A 14238-nucleotide genomic window follows, 5' to 3' on the forward strand; every position below is an offset into this window, starting at 1 on the left:
CGAGGGGCTTGAAGGCTTGTGAAGGTATCTTTTGCCTGTTGAAGATACCATTTTTGGTGGATGATTAACTTCAACTTCTAAGCCTTTTTTGGGGTAGGTGACTTGGAAGCTTTAGATGCTTTTGGCTGTTCGAGTGGAATTTCCTCTGTCACTGGTTCAGACGATGTTTGTACGGCTTCTTGTTCTATCTGTTTAATTTGTTCAATTGCCTTATCTGTTTTTGCTGTTGTCTTGACGTCAACAAAAAGTTTTGCAGCATTGGCGCGCTTGAGACGTGCGTAGACTTGATTAGAAACTTCAACAAATGGATTATTGGGTGTTGATGGTTCAAAGCGAACAGTGCTTTTATTGTCGCCAACAACACACATTGGCTTAGTGATGACAGCTTTCATCATTGCTCCTTTTGCGTCATAATTAATGACATCATTAGTCAAATATTGATTTTTGTTATTTGAAAAATAGATTAGTCAGAATTACCCAGAAAACAGGGCTTTCTAGCCACGTTTCAAGATCACATTTTACTAAATTTTTAGAGGATATTTTTGAATTTTGGACGCAATTCGACCAGTACAGCAGCGTCATTAAATACGACTTTTCACATATTGTCAACAAAAAAATCAATATATTGTGTTTTTTTTATTTTTTTACCTAAATATGCTGCTTTACAAACAAATGATGCAAATATTCCGTTCCCAAAAATCGTTTATACGTTAAAGCATTTACCATTTATTTTTTGGATAAAAATACTTCTGGAGAGCATTTAGAGCAATACGCAAAGAACTAACAAGATGTGGTAATGTTTGGTTTTCTATAACAAGATGTTGTATCGCGGCATAAAGATTATACTGTCTATAGAGGTGTTGTGCTTCTTTGATAGCCTCTTGCATGTTTGAAAACTGTTCTGTTGCAAATTTAATCCATTTTTCTTTTGCTGTCTCATCAGAAGATGAGGGCATTTTATCATAAACAGCACTTGGCAAACCTTTTGCACACGAATAGTCATTTTTCACTTCAAGATATTTTTGCGCAGCATCATATTGGTCTTGATTTATTTCGCCTTGCAAATAAAGCCGCCCGATATAGGTACCGGAAAGCGGATTTTTAGCCTCTTCTATGGTCAAGCCAAAGCGTTTGGCATGCATTTCAATTGCCAATTTATCCATGGGTTCATGCGGTGTTTTTGCTCGTGAGATACGTCCATTTGGTTCTCTGATACATCCTTTAATCCGTGGACGACCGCGTTTTGCACGTTTTTTTCTCTTTGTCATATGTTATCAATCAGAATGGTATGCTATCATTATTAATGAGTGCACTATGATCAGCAGCCCCTGAAGCGATAGCATAATTTTGAGAAGTAATAGGTGAAGGGGTAGGGGATGCCGATTGATCTTTTTTGGCATCAAGCAAATACAACTCGCCTTTGAATTGTGGTAAGACAATCTCTGTTGTATAACGGTCATGCCCATTTTTATCTTGCCATTTGCGTGTCTGTAATTTTCCTTCTATGTAAACCTTTGAACCTTTGTTTAGATATTGAAGTGCAATTTTTGCCAAATGTGGATTAAAAATCACCACGGAATGCCATTCTGTTTTCTCTACTTTTTGATTGGTTTTTTTTATCTGTATAGCTCTCAGAAGTTGCTATACTAAAATTGACTATTTCTGCTCCAGAATTCATTGTTTTGCTTTCGGGATCAGCACCAAGGCGCCCGATTAACGTCACTTTATTTAGCATATTTGTAGCCCCATTAGATTAGCAATTTATACATGAAAAATCTTAGCATAATTTGCATATTTATTCAATTATTTCAAAATGATATTATTGTTTTTTAACATATAAAATTATGTTTACGGTGTATAAAATAAGGGGATCAAGGTATTCTATTCTGCAAGCACCGTTTTTTTTCTACTTTCTCCATGAGTTCCTTGCACTTTGTCAGATCTTGTTGTGAAAGAGACTTAAACATTCTAACAAACGTGTTAGAAATTTCATGGTTAAGTGGGTCAGAAGAGTTCATTGTAAAATTCTTACGACAAATATTTGCTTCTCTTCTCAAGATAGAAGCCGTTTCTTCATCTAAAGCATATTTCTCAATGATCTTTTCTTCCATGTCAGCAGGTATAGGCTTTTTGCCAATTTCTACAGAAGATAAAAATGCTATAGATACGCCTAATTTATTAGCCATATCTAATAAACGTTCTGTCCGATCAATACGAATTTTACGTAAGGTTTTGCCAAATGGTGTAAGCATGTGATTAAAGCTCCTATTAATGAAATCTGCAATTAAGCTGCTTTGAGAAGCGAGCCTATATTCTTTTCTAAAAATTGAGGTACTTTGATTTTAGGTGAAAAAATCATCAATTCGGTAGCTTGCCTTTTCTCTTGTAGAGAATATTGTAAGCTAAATTCTATTGAGAGATATTGCCTATACAAAAATTTAATTTCTTCAACGTTGTCATAAGTAATTAGCCAAGGCGCTGTCACATGTTGGGAGATGACATTCTCTAAATTATTATGATCATTAGCTTTGTAAAACGAAGTGTAAAGCCCTTTTCCTTTTTTAAAATAAGGAGGGTCCATATAAAAAAAGGTGTTTTCATCAGTTCCATAACGCAGCAAAAATTCCCGTGCATTTAAACGAGTTAAATGTATTTTATCTTTTTGTTCACTTATGCGAAGAATGCGTTCAATTATATTCTCTTTGTTAAATCGGCAATCTATTTTATAGGCACCGCTTTGTCCTTTCCCTCCAATTGGTCCAGCATTTTTAATAATTCCAGATCTATTTGTGCGATTCAAAAAGAGTGCTGCAAATCCTGCGCTAAGCACATCTGCACTTGCAGGAGAAATTTCTTTTTGTATGTACCATTCTTCTAAGTTAATGGTCGTTGTATTGATTTTTTCTATTAATTCTTCTGTCTTGTGCAAAACGCAATACCAAAAGCTCCAAATAAACAGATCAATATCGTTAATGTGAATATCTTTAACTTCACCATTAAAAAAAGCTTTAGAGCAAGTCTACACCTGCCAGCAAATGGCTCTCTATAGGAACAGCCATTTAATGCTTTTTCTCAAATATTTCTTTGACTTTTCAATACAGTGCAGCCTTACCGCCTGGATATCTCAATGGTGAGCAGACATGAGTCATTGTTACGCGCCTTTTTCAATGATTTTTTGATGTTTTTGTTGATTTCATCTATGAACATTGAGAAGAGACAATGCCATTTAATCTAAACAGTTTTATAAAATCGGAAGTTTTACTATGGCTTTTAAACTGAGCACTGTAGTGGGTAAATAGATATGTTTATTAAACTGCGTGTACGTAACATAAGAAACAATACACAAACTAAAAAGGAATACCAAAGAGCAATATCTGAGTACCAAAGTACAGTATCCCAATGGAAAAGAAAGTTTGTATTCCACATACCTAGAAATGACAGGTAAAGAAACCGTTTCTTTATAACTATTTGGGAAAATTAAAACGACAAGCGCTAAACTTATTAGTTTAAGAGTCTGTGTAAATACTGTTGTAAATCACGTGTTAATATCTTCCAACCAGTTGTATTGCCGCGTTTGTATTTTGGGTTGCTCTGCAATTCAGAAGGAATATGAGAATTGCATAAAATTGCAAAAATATTTGTTATTATTATCAAACCAAAAGATGCAAATATCAAAATACTTTGAATAACGTAGGGATTTTTTTTTAATTCCTAAAAAACATAAAAATATAAAAGTTATAATGCCAAACAAGGCTCTTCGCTGCTTATCTGTAAAAATATTTATTTCCTGCGGCTTTCGATAATTTTTTGATCTCTTTATTGATCTCGTCTATAAGAGGTTCGTAATTGAGAATGCTTTTCGGAATAGCACCACCGTAAACCCATGCTTTCACTTGCGCTTTGGTACTAAAATCCGCATTCTGGTGTGGTATAATACTGGCCGCCATCAAACTTTTCACATTCTCTTGTACCATCTTCATATTTGTAGAGGTTGTAAAAATACTCTGCCGTTCCGCCCCCCCCAAGGAACATAATCAACAGCTGTTGCAACAAACTCTTTTTGCATTGGCTGTTTACGCTTTTTTAAGGACAGGTCTTTTAATATTCTCATGTTTTTAGTCCATAATTTACCAATTGGTCTATTTACCTAAAATTTGACCGTACAGAGCGTTTTGTGTTTTTAATTGTAGTAAAAAACTTCAAATCTCTTTGTACGGTGCCTTTTTGTCGGTTTAAACACATATCTAATCCCAAAATGATCAGCGCTTTTCACTAGTTTACTAACCTGCAATGTTTTTTACTGTTCCCCCAAGACCATTTAAATTCCTTCAAGCTTTTGCTTTTCAACCAACGTGAGTGGTCTTGAATTCTCTCTCATTGCCTTTTCTTTCAGCCTTTTTTCACGGGTGCTCAAAACAGTCTTGCGTACACTTTCGGCTTTTGAAAGAAGGGTGTTTTCTACTGTCTGGCAATAAGTTAAAAGCTCTCCACAAGTTGGCATAAATGTTTTTGATATCCCAATTGCTTAACCCGTTACGATATTTTCGACGCCCTTTTTCATAGCATATGACGAAATGCGGTCCAGCATCATGCCATAGGATAAAACGACGGCTTTGACGTCTGTATTCGCAGGGACTCTCATGCTTGAGAGTAGGAAAGAAGTTTGCTCAATTTGCTTAACTGAAGCTTTCACAGAAAGCAACGCTTGTAGATGATTCAAGCATCTAAGGTTAGCGCCTCCTCCTGTTTCGTCAATGTATTCCCAGCTTTCAGCGTCAATGGATGCCCCGGACTGATCATTTCCATAATCTTCTCCAGATGAGAGATGATCTCTGAGTTCGTTGAAGCCTTCTGCAAACTGTTCTGTGAAAGTTTTATGAGTGAATTTTCCATAATGACCACCTAACCGTTTTTCCTGTTCTAATCTTGCTTTTTTCTTTGCTAGCATTCCGATAGGGCTTGTAACCCAATTGTACCAAGTCCTTTGCCAATAGCGTTTGTTTGCATTTTTATTTGGATTTGCTATCCAGTAATTTGTGAACCGTTCGAATTCTAACAGCGCCTCATCATGGGTTAGCCTTTATCGATTGCGTATTGCAAATTAGGTTCAAAATCCTCAGGTAAGCGAAAATCATCTTTTGATTTAGTCCGCTTCGCTTTTTGGGGAACGTTCTTTTGCTTGTGATTGGGAGGTTGGTTTTCTACATCCGTTGTGATTTGCTCTGGTTAGCTTCCGCAAGCATGAATCTCTATTGACTCATGAACCTGTTCGTTTGTTTCTAAATTTTCAGAACAAATTTCTTTTTTGCTAATACGATAGTATTAGTTTTTTATTATAACTGTTATTGTTTATGTTATATATGGGCATCATTAAGCATTGCTTTAGCATCGTTAAGCATATCACAAGCATCATTTGTATGTTTATCCCATCTTGCCTACGCTGCTTTCTTTGCTCTCTCTGATAACGTCTTTGACCGTGACGTCTTCGATACCTTCTCTAAACTCTCATTAGAGTTATTGAGTTCTTCTTCAACTTTTAAACTCCATAAACACCCATCGTCTAAACGTTCGATATGACCTGTGCTTATTAAAACTTCTAACGCTTTCATGAACATTTTTACTGAACAGCCAGTGTAATCAGCCCGGACCTTCATATTATTTAAAAGTGGTTTTCCAGTATAAAGCATTTGCAAGCGTAACTTTATGTAAACTTTGCACTCAAAGGGAAATAAACAAGCAAGATCAAGAATCCATTTATCTGCAAATAGCCTCCGTCCACGGTAATTTATTGGACATGTATACCCTCTTCTTGCATTAAATATAAAATTGCTAAAGCATCTGCTTCGTTGTCGTCTTTAGGCGTATGTCCTTTTGCACATACCGCCTTAATCATTTCTTCTTTTGAGGCGTTGCCTTTTCCTGTTGTTGCCTTCTTAATTGTGCCAACAGGAATGCCTTCATATAGTATCTGATGATGTTCACACCACGCTGTTAAGGTTGCTAGAAAGCCTCCGTAAATATGAGAAGCGTTTGTACCCACATGCCGGCGCACCTCTTCAAAATACACCGCGTCAATTTCATCAACGGACCTCTTTAGTTCAGTGAGCCACCGTTTAAAGCGTAAATAACGCATACCACCGCCTTCAAAACGGCGTGATTGAAAATCTTCTGTATCGCTTGTTATGTGACCATCTGCACTACGATCGCCCAGCCTGTCTTGGTCCCTAGATCAAGACATAAAATAGTTTGTGCGTTAGTGATCATAATCCCCTTTAAGGCTCTACGTATTTATGCGTGCGCATGGTGACGCGTAATCTATTAATTTGATCTCTTTATTTAATGCTTGTTTAAGAGTGTGAATGATGCTGTTGATGTTCATTACTATCTGTAGAAGCAGCAATAAAAGCAGATTGTGAAGATAATTTAGAATCACATGATTGCGTCCTATAAAAAAACGAGAAAAAGTCTTCTGCCTTAATCGGTGCTCCAATTCTTTTGGCTTCATTCAAAAGAATTGGGATATGTTTTGTTGGAATTCTCCCACCAGTTCCACTTTTTGATATAGGACGGAGCCAGGCATACACGCGTGTTCTATGAACCCCAAGCAGCTGAGATACTACCCTACGAACCCCACCTAACAGATTTATTATTTCCGAAAATTGTTTCATAGCACGTTATGTAGCGATTATAAAAACAATATCAAGAAGGAAAATTTATAATGAAACTACATGTTGCTAAATTAGAAAATGACGATTGTATACAACGTACCTACAATAAAGATATGACAATAAGTATCTCGCAATGGTTACAAAATGCCTTATCTGAAGCTGGATTAAGCCAATTAGGGCTTTCAAGACAGCTAACCGCTTCTTTAGGTCGCTCAATAGATCGTGCTGCCGTCAATAAAATGCTAAAAGGAACAAGAGATATTTCTGCTCGAGAATTATTAGAAATATCAAAGCTTACAGGTGCTTCTATTCCCACTAATCACTTAGTTCCTTTGATTGGATCTGTAGGAGCCGGAGGAGAAATAATCGCAATAGATTCTGGTTGTCTAGAAGAAGTAGAAGCCCCGCCATATGCTCCTAAAGGAACTGTTGCTGTTCGCGTGGTAGGTGATTCTATGTTTCCAGCCATTGAAGAAGGAAGTCGTCTTTTTTATTCCTATCATTTGCTATCAGAAGATCTTATTAACAACCGCGCTATCATAAAAACTAAATGTGGAAAAGTTTACATCAAAGTATTACGTTTCGGAAAAGAAAAAGGGAAATGGGTTTTATCTAGTATAAATGGAAAATATGCCGATATCGTAGATGTAGAATTAGAATGGTGTGCACCTATCGACTGGATTAAGCCAGCCAAAATATGAATTAATATTTTTATACTTCTCTTCAAGCAAGCCTTTAGTTTATTACTTTAAAAAAATTTTTCAAAATCGCTACATTGGTATCCATAAACCACGCACAAACAATTGCCAAGAGGCGTTAGAGAGGAGAAATTATGGAAAATCCAATTCTTATAAATTCTGATGAAATTTTATTAGTTGTCTACGATGATGATCAAAACATTGGTCGGTCAGGACCTCTGGATGAAAGCCAAGTTCTAAAAATTATTGACGAGGCAAATAATGAAATCCAAATCTTTCGCATCAATCCTTCTTAAAAGAGCTGCGAAGATATATCTGAAGATATCGCAGAATTTTATCTTAGAGAACATGAAGAACAGTGTTTTAACGGAAACATACCTCATGACGTTATTTTACACATTACAGCATACGTTTTTTTTAGACGATATAAAACAGCATGAATATAACGATGCAATGTATGATTCTTACGAACAACAACACCGTTTGCATCCTTGTGATGTGCTTTAAATTCTGAAGGGCGCATTTAAAAGCGCCGCCCCCTTTCATTCATCAATCCCATCAACATGAGGTTCGTAATGGAAAAGCCTATTGCTATCCAGCACAATACAATCAAACACGAAACCGTTCAAACGGTCAACGCACGTGAGTTACATGAATTTTTGGAAATAGGGAAAGATTTCTCTACTTGAATTAAGGATCGTATTCATCAATATGAATTTGAAGAGGAAAGTGATTTTATAAAAACACAAGATTTGCGGTCCACAAAATTGGGGAGCGCAAAATCTAGAGCTGTTACAGCCATAGACTATCACCCCACATTAGACATGGCAAAAGAGCTCGCCATGGTAGAACGTAATGAAAAAGGTAAACAAGCCTGTCAATATTTTATTGAATGTGAACGGCGTGCAAAGAAACCTTTAGACCTTGCAAACGCTTTAGAAGACTCTCTCTTTGTGAAAAAACTGCTTTTAGAAAGTATCACACAATTAGAGACTTTAAAAAGTGAAGTGGGTATCCTTAAACCTAAAGCAGCTGCTCTTGAAAGTTTGCAACGTCACAACGGACTCTTCGGTCTTACAGAAGCCGCTAAAATACTCGAGATACAACCAAAACAATTCATTCTCTTCTTACAGCAAAAAGGGTGGTTTTACAGACGAGCAGCAGGTGGAAATTTGCTACCGTATCAAGACAAAATCCAAAAGCAACTTATGGATTGTCCGACCATCCACTTCAAACCGCAAATGGAATAGAAAAAGTTGTACCAGCAGCAGAAGGCATTGGTTTACAGTTTCAAGAGCTTATAAAGATAAAGCATGCATTAAGAGCAACAATCATGGAAAAGAAATACGAAATGACTGATGAAACAATAGAGTTTGCTGGAAAAACTCTTCACTGAATTAAAGCCTTAAGAGATTTTGATGCTATTAAAGCAGGCGACCTAGGCGGCTTTATACAAAAAGAAGACAACCTCAGTCATGATGGTAATTGCTGGGTAGGTGATGATGCAAAAGTCTATGGTTATGCCAAGGTTTTTGGTGATGCTTATATTGATAACATTTCTGGTATTTATGAAAATGCATGTGTTTTTGGTAGTGAATCTGTTACCAGAGAAACTAATATTTTTGGCAATGCGCAGATTTTTGGACATATTCGTGTTTTTGCCAATGCACAAATTTACGAAAATGCACAGATTTCTGGTGTTGCATTTATTAGTGGAAAAGCTAAAATTTATGACAGTCCATTGATTTCTATCAGAGCAAAAATTGGAGGAAATGCCAAAATCCATGGTTATGCATTTATTCAGGGAAACGCAGAGATCATCAATGATGAAATCATCACAAAGGGCGAGAGGCAATAAACCATGGAAAAAAATACGAATTTACTGATGAAATAGACATTCTCTATCGTCGCCCAGTTCGTCGCATGCGTGCACTGAGAGACTTTGGGAACGTTTGTGTTGAATCCAATGCACATATTTTCGATAATACGCAAGTTTACGGAATAGCCGAAATTCACGGCAATGCAATATTTGTGAAAAAGCTCATATTGGTGGTGATGCTGTTGTATGTGGTAACACATGTATTTCAAGCAACACACATATTAGTTATAATAGAAAAGCCCGAACATATCCCTAGGAAAAGACAGAGCGTATAAGCCCTTTCTAACAGCCAAACCAGCCTTTTAAAACATGCGTGATTCACGCCACACGTGAATTGCGCGTAATGGAGGAAATCAAAATGAGTGAACAAAACACTAACCTAATAGAAATTGAAGAAACACATCATTTAGCCGTCGAACAAACTGCTATGGAATGTATTTTAAATAAAGCCTTAGAAAGTGATGTCAGTATTGACCGCTTAAAGCGTCTTCTTGATTTAAGAGAAAAAGAAATAGAACGACAAGAGCGCCAAAACTTTGTCCGTGATCTTTCGGCTATGCAAACAAAATATCAAAATATTGAAAAAACTCTACAATCACCCATACAAACAGCAAATACGCTATGCTTGATCAGTACATTGATGCTGTAAAGGACGGGCTTGCAAAATACAAATATATTAAACAGAAAAAAAACGTTACCATAGAAATAATTCTGTCTCATCCTTCAGGAAATCAAATCTCAACAGAAGGAACATTTCCAATTGACAGTACAGGCTCTAAAAATAGCATACGATCAGTTGGTTTTACACTTACCTACGGGAGATACCTGTTATGCATGCTTCTTAATGTAGCAAGTAAAGAAGACGATACAGATGGTCAACCGCGAACCAAAGAAGGCGATACAAATAATCAAAAAGTTTCCTCTAAACAGATAAAGCAAATCGAATAATTAATTAAAGAAACAGGGACAAATGAAATTAGTCTTCTCTATTTTGCAGAAGCAGGAAAACTAACAGATATGTCTTGTGAAAAAGCAGAATTGGTTTTGGGGCATTTGGAAAGAAGAAAAAATATTCAAAAAGAAAAAGCTCTACAATCGCTCCCATCACAAGAGCAACAAACGGCGGTGTGAGATGGAGCAACGAACAGCAGAATGATTTTCAAGCAAGTCTAGGGAAAGTCATCGCATCAAACATTTACAACATACTCAATAAAAATACAAAAGGATTGCCTACGAGCAAATATGAAGACTACAAAATCAAACTCATAACAGAGCGTTTAACAGGCAAAACAAGCCCCTATTATGAAACTGAAGATATGAGATGAGGTATCGAACATGAAGAAGATGCCTTGAGAGAATATGGTTTCATTTATGATGTCAATATAACAAAATGCGGCTTTATCCAACACCCCACAATAGAAATGGCGGGGGCTAGCCCCGATGGTCTCATTGGAGAAGACGGTTTAATCGAAGTCAAATGCCCGAGATCAGTAACACATATGCGCTTTTGTATAGGTGACGAAATCAAACCAGAATATCACGCACAAATGCAATTCCAAATGGCTTGTACAGGACGAAAATGGTGTGATTTCGTAAGCTATGACCCACGTTTTACGGGGGAATTCTTTCACTTACGCATGAAAGTCAAGCGTGTTCTCCGTGATGATCAACAAATTGAACAGATCAATCAAGCTGTTGAAACCTTTTTAGCAGAGATAGAACGAGAGATAAAACAACTCTCAACAAAAGCTGCTTAACCTTATGGGGGTGTTTTGTTCCCCGCATATCTACGAGCATCCCCACCCTTTCACATAAGGAAATTAAACGTGTGTAACATCGAACATATTATCATACAGCCTGCTAAAGATGAGGAATTTTGTTTTTTTACCATTGGCTATGAAGGTAGGTCCCTTGAGAATTATCTTAGTTGTCTCATAGAAAACAATATCAAAACTTTATGTGATGTTCGTAAAAATCCAATAAGTAGAAAACACGGATTTTCAAAAAGACAATTAGAGCAAGCTGTAAGCAACATTGATATTGAATATATGCATATGCCTGAACTTGGAATTGCCTCTGAAAAACGAAGAAATTTGAAAACACAAAAAGATTATGACCGCCTTTTTAAAAATTATCGAAATACAACTCTCAAGAATAATTCTTGTGCAATAAACAAATTATATCAAATATTTTTAAATAAAAAGTGCGTTGCAATCACCTGTTTTGAAGCCAATGTATGCATGTGTCATAGAGGACAACTCGCATTAGCTTTTACTCAATTGCCTGATTGGAAATATGAAATTGAACACATCTAAAAAATAAACTTGCAGATTTTTAAAAGTTGGAGTGCTTCACATGCCTTCCAGCCCCCACCCATTTAATTAACATAAAAAAGAGAAAGGTAATGAGATGATATTTGATGATGGAGATAGATATGTAACGACACGTGAGTGTGCACAGCTTTTTAGTGTATCCACAACAACGATTCGCAATTGGGTGCTTCAGGGATTGTTTCCGGAGCCATATAAGCTAGGGAGAGCAGTGAGATGGAGAAAAAAAGAGATCTTAGCCTTCACTCCAAAGAAAAATAAGGAACAAATAGGAGTAAATTAGATAAAGTTGTATAAACCGTAAAGGGTGGTCTAAAAGGTGGTCTAAAAATGGCTGTTTAAAGAAAAAATTTATATATTTCAATACATTAAAGATAAAATTTGGTGCCCAAAAGAGGACTCGAACCTCCACGCCTTACGGCACGGGTACCTGAAACCTGCGCGTCTACCAATTCCGCCATTTGGGCTTATAAAATCCATCTAAGCGCATGAAGCAACTCTGTCAATAAAATTATAGAATTTATTTTTTCAGCTTAAAACGATAGCATTGAACTTTTGAGGGAGATCATGATTTTAGAAGTTTAAGGTGTGAGGACTGTCTTTGATAAAATTGTTGAATCCGGATTAAATGTGTAAATAATAGGAATGCCGGTCGCTAATTCTTGAGATATAATTTCCTCACCGGAGAGACCTTCAAGCGCCATAATAAGAGCACGAAGAGAATTTCCATGTGCTGCGATCAAAACAGTTTGGGAGCGCAAAATATAAGGCTGGATATGGTAAAGATAATAAGGCCAGATGCGTGCACCGGTATCGCGTAGGCTTTCTCCATTCGGCGGCGCAATCGTATAGGAGCGGCGCCACATTTGCACTTGCTCCTGCCCCCATTGTTGGCGTACTTCATCTTTATTTAAACCAGAAAGATCACCATAATTACGTTCATTTAATGCGGGATTTTTTATCGCTTCTAAATCTGATTGTCCCATTTGCTCTAAAATGTGCTGAGCGGTTTTTTGAGCTCGCTGTAAGGCAGATGTATAAGCGATATCAAACCTCAAACCATATTCTTTCAGTTTTTTTCCTGCTGCTATCGCTTCTGCATGACCTTTTTCTGTTAAATCGGGATCTTTCCAACCGGTAAAAAGGTTTTTGAGATTCCATTCACTTTGTCCATGACGAATTAGTGTAAGTATGCGTCCCATTATAAATTGCCTCTATTCTATTGATTGTTTAAAATTCATCGTTCAATCCCAAAACATCGAACATTGAATAAAGACCGCTTTCATGATTTTGTGCCCATAAAGCTGCTTTTAATGCGCCATTGGCAAAGATAGAGCGTTCTTGCGCTGTATGTGAAAGAACAATGCGCTCATTGGAACCAGCAAAAATGACACTGTGTTCTCCAACAACTGTCCCACCACGTGAACAGGAAAAGCCAATGGCGCCTTTTTTGCGTTTACCTATATGACCATTGCGTTCGTTGACACACACATTTTTAAGCATAACATTGCGGCCTTCAGCTGCTGCTTGGCCAAGAAGAAGGGCTGTTCCAGAAGGAGCATCAACTTTGTTAGCGTGATGCATTTCATAAACTTCGATATCAAAATCATCGGCTTCTAATGCTTTAGCGGCTTTCTTTACAAGGTTGGCTAAAAGATTTATTCCAAGGCTCATATTTCCGGATTTGACAATTGTTGTATATTTCGCAAAATCTGCAATTTTTTCTTCTTCTGTTTTGCTAAATCCTGTGGTGCCAATAATATGGACAAGGCTTTTTTGAGCAGCGTAGTTAGCATAAAGAATACTGGCTTCTGGTTGTGAAAAATCTAAAATACCTTCTGTATTAGAAAAGGCATTTTCGGGATTGTCAGTGATACTAATCCCAAGAGAATCTGAACCAATTAATGCACTGGCATCTTTTCCTACAAACGGTGAGCCTTTACGTACAAGAACAGCACAAAGCTCTACATCTTTCCTCTGCTGGATTGCTGTAATGAGTTCACGTCCCATTCTTCCATTTGCACCAACAACTGTAAGGCGCATTTTTATCTCCTTATGATACTTTACTGTGCAGTATAGGCAAATTCTTGCCTTCTTTCCAATGGTTCTTTTTCTTTATAGAATTTTTTTCCTTCTTTAATTTATCTTGTTGTGCTGTAAAACACTGTTGTTTAGAGCAAGTGATATAAGATCTACAAATTTAAATAGAGATGTTTTTCGTTAGAGTGTGAGATGAATATTCTTAAGTAAGGTTTGCTTATGAAACCTTATGAAGATTGTGTATTACTTTACGCTTTTTTTTCGTTCTTTAAAGGGGAGCGTTCTTCATGCAAAATAAGATCTCCCAAACAAAATAGACCTATGTCGTCAATTCATGCGCTTTTCTTAAAGAAATATTTATCAATTCTTCTAAACTTATTTTATGATAGTGCTCGTGAGTGGTATCACGAGAGAATATCCATGAATAATATAAAATCTATTCTGCGCCACTATCTTTATGCTTCATAAATAGAGTAAACCAACATTATCATACGTTTTGTTAGCCTTTAATGTTTTAACTTAGTCATTTTCACTCATCAATTCCATTTGTGACGCATAAGAAAACGATTATTTATCATTGTATATCAATACGTTATCCATAAATAAAATCACGTAAAAGGGGG

Annotated in this window: 15 protein-coding genes, 1 tRNA gene and 7 pseudogenes; 8 read left to right on the top strand and 15 right to left on the bottom strand. The window is 36.6% G+C overall.

The annotated features are described in order from the left end of the window. Nucleotides 1-77: 77 nt before the first annotated feature. The 12 genes and pseudogenes from ACFINE_RS07675 to ACFINE_RS07730 form a co-directional block, all read right to left on the bottom strand. The gene (locus ACFINE_RS07675; RefSeq protein ID WP_273790330.1) at nucleotides 78-392 is read right to left on the bottom strand and encodes a hypothetical protein; all 315 of its coding nucleotides are present in this window, start codon (nucleotides 390-392) and stop codon (nucleotides 78-80) included. Between the two features lie 327 nt (nucleotides 393-719). Next, nucleotides 720-1268: a hypothetical protein gene (locus tag ACFINE_RS07680; RefSeq protein WP_375621617.1), complete on the bottom strand. Its 549-nt coding sequence runs from the start codon at nucleotides 1266-1268 to the stop codon at nucleotides 720-722. A gap of 10 nt (nucleotides 1269-1278) precedes the next feature. Then, nucleotides 1279-1735: pseudogene (ssb, locus tag ACFINE_RS07685) on the bottom strand (single-stranded DNA-binding protein). Nucleotides 1736-1871: 136 nt separating this feature from the next. Then, nucleotides 1872-2252 carry a helix-turn-helix transcriptional regulator gene (locus ACFINE_RS07690; RefSeq protein WP_015856258.1) on the bottom strand — a complete coding sequence of 127 codons (381 nt, stop codon included), beginning with the start codon at nucleotides 2250-2252 and terminating at the stop codon, nucleotides 1872-1874. Between the two features lie 32 nt (nucleotides 2253-2284). After that, nucleotides 2285-2980 (bottom strand): DNA adenine methylase, encoded by a 696-nt coding sequence (locus tag ACFINE_RS07695; protein WP_375621637.1) that lies wholly within the window; start codon nucleotides 2978-2980, stop codon nucleotides 2285-2287. A 290-nt stretch (nucleotides 2981-3270) separates the two neighbouring features. Next, nucleotides 3271-3778: pseudogene (locus tag ACFINE_RS07700) on the bottom strand (hypothetical protein). Continuing rightward, nucleotides 3765-4111 (bottom strand): annotated as a pseudogene (locus ACFINE_RS07705) (hypothetical protein). The pseudogenes ACFINE_RS07700 and ACFINE_RS07705 overlap by 14 nt, the downstream one beginning before the upstream one ends. A 207-nt stretch (nucleotides 4112-4318) precedes the next feature. Further along, a complete protein-coding gene (locus ACFINE_RS07710) occupies nucleotides 4319-4501 on the bottom strand; it encodes a hypothetical protein (protein ID WP_375612546.1) in 183 nt (60 codons plus the stop codon). 24 nt (nucleotides 4502-4525) lie between these two features. Further along, nucleotides 4526-4948 carry a hypothetical protein gene (locus ACFINE_RS07715; RefSeq protein ID WP_375621618.1) on the bottom strand — a complete coding sequence of 141 codons (423 nt, stop codon included), beginning with the start codon at nucleotides 4946-4948 and terminating at the stop codon, nucleotides 4526-4528. Nucleotides 4949-5435: 487 nt separating this feature from the next. Then, on the bottom strand, nucleotides 5436-5693 hold the full coding sequence (locus ACFINE_RS07720) for a hypothetical protein (protein ID WP_375621619.1): 258 nt from the start codon (nucleotides 5691-5693) through the stop codon (nucleotides 5436-5438). Nucleotides 5694-5785: 92 nt separating this feature from the next. Next, nucleotides 5786-6264: pseudogene (locus ACFINE_RS07725) on the bottom strand (crossover junction endodeoxyribonuclease RuvC). Between the two features lie 83 nt (nucleotides 6265-6347). Beyond that, nucleotides 6348-6668, bottom strand: coding sequence for a hypothetical protein (locus ACFINE_RS07730; protein ID WP_375621620.1), 321 nt, complete (start codon nucleotides 6666-6668; stop codon nucleotides 6348-6350). A gap of 50 nt (nucleotides 6669-6718) precedes the next feature. Between ACFINE_RS07730 and ACFINE_RS07735 the strand changes: the two genes are divergently transcribed. From ACFINE_RS07735 to ACFINE_RS07770, 8 genes and pseudogenes are all read left to right on the top strand, one after another. Next, complete coding sequence (locus ACFINE_RS07735) at nucleotides 6719-7369, top strand: S24 family peptidase (RefSeq protein WP_375621621.1); 651 nt, start codon at nucleotides 6719-6721, stop codon at nucleotides 7367-7369. A gap of 131 nt (nucleotides 7370-7500) precedes the next feature. Further along, complete coding sequence (locus ACFINE_RS07740) at nucleotides 7501-7662, top strand: hypothetical protein (protein WP_375621638.1); 162 nt, start codon at nucleotides 7501-7503, stop codon at nucleotides 7660-7662. An 85-nt stretch (nucleotides 7663-7747) separates the two neighbouring features. Continuing rightward, nucleotides 7748-7873 (top strand): hypothetical protein, encoded by a 126-nt coding sequence (locus ACFINE_RS07745; RefSeq protein WP_375621622.1) that lies wholly within the window; start codon nucleotides 7748-7750, stop codon nucleotides 7871-7873. 182 nt (nucleotides 7874-8055) lie between these two features. Further along, nucleotides 8056-8666: pseudogene (locus ACFINE_RS07750) on the top strand (phage antirepressor KilAC domain-containing protein); the annotation flags it as partial. Nucleotides 8667-9603: 937 nt separating this feature from the next. Further along, a pseudogene (locus tag ACFINE_RS07755) lies at nucleotides 9604-10376 on the top strand (ERF family protein). Nucleotide 10377: 1 nt separating this feature from the next. Next, nucleotides 10378-11002 (top strand): annotated as a pseudogene (locus tag ACFINE_RS07760) (lambda exonuclease family protein). A gap of 69 nt (nucleotides 11003-11071) precedes the next feature. Further along, nucleotides 11072-11560 carry a DUF488 family protein gene (locus ACFINE_RS07765; RefSeq protein WP_375621623.1) on the top strand — a complete coding sequence of 163 codons (489 nt, stop codon included), beginning with the start codon at nucleotides 11072-11074 and terminating at the stop codon, nucleotides 11558-11560. A gap of 94 nt (nucleotides 11561-11654) precedes the next feature. After that, the gene (locus ACFINE_RS07770; RefSeq protein WP_007553275.1) at nucleotides 11655-11858 is read left to right on the top strand and encodes an AlpA family transcriptional regulator; all 204 of its coding nucleotides are present in this window, start codon (nucleotides 11655-11657) and stop codon (nucleotides 11856-11858) included. Nucleotides 11859-11957: 99 nt separating this feature from the next. On the opposite strand, the gene ACFINE_RS07775 is transcribed toward ACFINE_RS07770, so the two are convergent. The 3 genes from ACFINE_RS07775 to dapB all read right to left on the bottom strand — a co-directional run bounded on the left by ACFINE_RS07775 (nucleotide 11958) and on the right by dapB (nucleotide 13618). Next, nucleotides 11958-12042 (bottom strand) — tRNA-Leu (locus tag ACFINE_RS07775). A gap of 114 nt (nucleotides 12043-12156) precedes the next feature. Then, nucleotides 12157-12777 (bottom strand): 2,3-bisphosphoglycerate-dependent phosphoglycerate mutase, encoded by a 621-nt coding sequence (locus ACFINE_RS07780; RefSeq protein ID WP_375621624.1) that lies wholly within the window; start codon nucleotides 12775-12777, stop codon nucleotides 12157-12159. A gap of 28 nt (nucleotides 12778-12805) precedes the next feature. Continuing rightward, on the bottom strand, nucleotides 12806-13618 hold the full coding sequence (gene dapB, locus ACFINE_RS07785) for a 4-hydroxy-tetrahydrodipicolinate reductase (protein WP_375621625.1): 813 nt from the start codon (nucleotides 13616-13618) through the stop codon (nucleotides 12806-12808). Nucleotides 13619-14238 lie beyond the last annotated feature (620 nt).

Origin of the sequence: Bartonella sp. AA97HXZ (genome assembly GCF_042196985.1) — a bacterium.
In the GTDB taxonomy this organism is placed as follows: Bacteria; Pseudomonadota; Alphaproteobacteria; order Rhizobiales; family Rhizobiaceae; genus Bartonella.

What these genes read in the sequence shown, in the direction of transcription:
- ACFINE_RS07675 (WP_273790330.1), bottom strand. Translation starts at nt 392, where the DNA reads ATGAAAGCTGTCATCACTAAGCCAATGTGTGTTGTTGGCGACAATAAA.
- ACFINE_RS07680 (WP_375621617.1), bottom strand. Translation starts at nt 1,268, where the DNA reads ATGACAAAGAGAAAAAAACGTGCAAAACGCGGTCGTCCACGGATTAAA.
- ACFINE_RS07690 (WP_015856258.1), bottom strand. Translation starts at nt 2,252, where the DNA reads ATGCTTACACCATTTGGCAAAACCTTACGTAAAATTCGTATTGATCGG.
- ACFINE_RS07710 (WP_375612546.1), bottom strand. Translation starts at nt 4,501, where the DNA reads ATGCCAACTTGTGGAGAGCTTTTAACTTATTGCCAGACAGTAGAAAAC.
- ACFINE_RS07715 (WP_375621618.1), bottom strand. Translation starts at nt 4,948, where the DNA reads ATGCTAGCAAAGAAAAAAGCAAGATTAGAACAGGAAAAACGGTTAGGT.
- ACFINE_RS07730 (WP_375621620.1), bottom strand. Translation starts at nt 6,668, where the DNA reads ATGAAACAATTTTCGGAAATAATAAATCTGTTAGGTGGGGTTCGTAGG.
- ACFINE_RS07735 (WP_375621621.1), top strand. Translation starts at nt 6,719, where the DNA reads ATGAAACTACATGTTGCTAAATTAGAAAATGACGATTGTATACAACGT.
- ACFINE_RS07740 (WP_375621638.1), top strand. Translation starts at nt 7,501, where the DNA reads ATGGAAAATCCAATTCTTATAAATTCTGATGAAATTTTATTAGTTGTC.
- ACFINE_RS07745 (WP_375621622.1), top strand. Translation starts at nt 7,748, where the DNA reads ATGACGTTATTTTACACATTACAGCATACGTTTTTTTTAGACGATATA.
- ACFINE_RS07770 (WP_007553275.1), top strand. Translation starts at nt 11,655, where the DNA reads ATGATATTTGATGATGGAGATAGATATGTAACGACACGTGAGTGTGCA.
- ACFINE_RS07780 (WP_375621624.1), bottom strand. Translation starts at nt 12,777, where the DNA reads ATGGGACGCATACTTACACTAATTCGTCATGGACAAAGTGAATGGAAT.
- dapB (WP_375621625.1), bottom strand. Translation starts at nt 13,618, where the DNA reads ATGCGCCTTACAGTTGTTGGTGCAAATGGAAGAATGGGACGTGAACTC.